Source organism: Mycobacterium sp. (genome assembly GCF_049280035.1).
GTDB lineage: Bacteria > Actinomycetota > Actinomycetes > Mycobacteriales > Mycobacteriaceae > Mycobacterium.
In genome coordinates, this window is record NZ_JBAPPI010000901.1 from 1 (window position 1) to 2038 (window position 2038).

Genomic DNA, 2038 nt, shown 5'->3' on the forward strand with positions numbered 1-2038 from the left:
GTCGGTACCAGTCTTGGCGGCCTCGGCCAACGTCTTCGCCGGCACCAACACTGCCGCCTGCACATCGGGTCCGGCCGCCGACCAGGTCAGCTCCCGAACCGCCAGCCGGAAGCGATCGGTAGCAGCCAATACCACCGACTCACCGGAAATCTCGACCCGAATTCCGGTCAACATCGGCAACGTGTCGTCGCGGCCGGCCGCAACAGCCACCTGACTGATCGCTTCGGCGAACAGCTCCGCTGATAAAGCACCGGTCTCCTCAGGCAACGCCGGCAGCGTGGGGTAGTCCTCGACGGCCATCGTCGGCAATGAAAACCGCGCGCTCCCGCACGTCAAGGAAACTCTGGTGCCTTCCACCTGGACGTCGACGGGCTTGTCGGGCAAGGCCCGGGTTATATCAGACAACAGCCGCCCTGAGACCAAAACTGTTCCCGGAGAGGCGATTTCAGCCGTCAGCCGTACTTCGGCGGACACTTCGTAGTCGAATCCGGAAATAGTCAGGCCGTCGTCCGAGCCGGTCAGCAGCACACCGGCGAGCACCGGCACCGTAGGCCTGTTGGGCAGCGTCCGCGCCACCCAGGCCACCGCGTCAGCGAAGTCTTCGCGCACCAAGCGAAACTTCAAGTCGGTCAAACCGACTGTGGTCGTCGCCACGTCCATTGCGTCCCTTCATTACCCCGAACAACTAGGCCAACTCCAGCGGCTCCACCCCGATGGAGTGCGATTTCCCCGCTGACGGACGCCTGTGCCCGTAACCCGCTTCGACGACCGAAACGGCAGTCGAACCACAACCGTAGAGCTTCCAGCGTCATCTTGAAAGCTAATCGGAATCAATGACACTCGGGGTTGTCTTGCGCTGACCTGCCGGTGTGGAACAGCCCGTCCCCAGGTCTCTTTTCCAAGAAGAAACTACGGAGATATCTCAGTAACAGTATTAAGGCCTGTGCATGTTGGGGACGGTTGGACGTCTGTGCTGCTGAGCCGCGCTGGCGGGGTTGTGGATGACATGGGCGCGGTTGTGTGGTTTGTGTGTAGCGGTTGGGGATTGCCCGCGGCTGTGCACTCGGGCGCAATATCCGGGGAAGAGCGCAAGCAGGTTGCGCACAGGCATATGCACAGCCGGCGCTGTGACGGGTGGGGTAGCCGTGCCCAAAGTTTTTTGGGTCGAACTGGGTTGTCTCCGGTGCTCAGCGCTTGGATCGCTGCCGAATCCGGGTGGTGAGTTCCTTGACGTGATCGAAGACTTCGCGTCGCTGGGCCATCTCGGAGAGGATTTTGCGCTGGGCGTACATGACCGTGGTGTGATCGCGACCGAACGCTTGGCCAATCTTCGGCAGTGACAGGTCGGTCAGTTCGCGGCACAGATACATCGCGATCTGCCGGGACTGGGCCAGGGCGCGGGTCTTACCGGGGCCGCGCAGCTCCTCGACCGTGGTATCGAAGTATTCGGCGGTGGCAGCCATGATGGTTGCCGCGCTGATCTGCATGGTGCTGGCATCGGCGATGAGATCACGAAGCACGATCTCCGCCAGCGCCTTATCGATCGGAGTTTTGTTCAGCGACGCGAACGCGGTGACTCGGATGAGCGCACCCTCGAGTTCCCGGATGTTGCGTTCGATGCTGCTGGCGATGAGTTCGAGGACATCATCGGGGACCGCCAGTCGTTCCATCTGTGCCTTTTTGCGCAGAATGGCGATGCGGGTTTCGAGCTCCGGTGGCTGCACATCGGTGATCAGTCCCCATTCGAACCGGGTACGCAGCCGATCTTCCAGGGTGGCGAGCTGCTTGGGCGGCCGGTCCGAGGAGATGACGATCTGCTTGTTGGCATTGTGCAGCGTATTGAAAGTGTGGAAGAACTCTTCCTGGATGCCCTCTTTACCTTCGATGAACTGAATGTCATCGACGAGCAGTACATCGACATCCCGGTAACTGCGTTTGAAGGCGACTTTGCGGTCGTCGCGCAGCGAGTTGATGAAGTCGTTGGTGAATTCTTCGGTGGAGACATACTTGACCCGCATGCCGGGGAATAGCCGTTGCG

General features: G+C 60.8%; 2 protein-coding genes. Both read right to left on the reverse strand.

Translation table 11 applies throughout. The features are described 5' to 3' along the window. Positions 1-660, reverse strand: a 660-nt coding sequence (gene dnaN / locus WAN71_RS28705; protein WP_422228574.1) for a DNA polymerase III subunit beta, incomplete at its 3' end; no start/stop codon positions are given. 527 nt (positions 661-1187) lie between these two features. Then, on the reverse strand, positions 1188-2038 hold an 851-nt coding region (gene dnaA, locus WAN71_RS28710), incomplete at its 5' end, for a chromosomal replication initiator protein DnaA (RefSeq protein WP_422228575.1).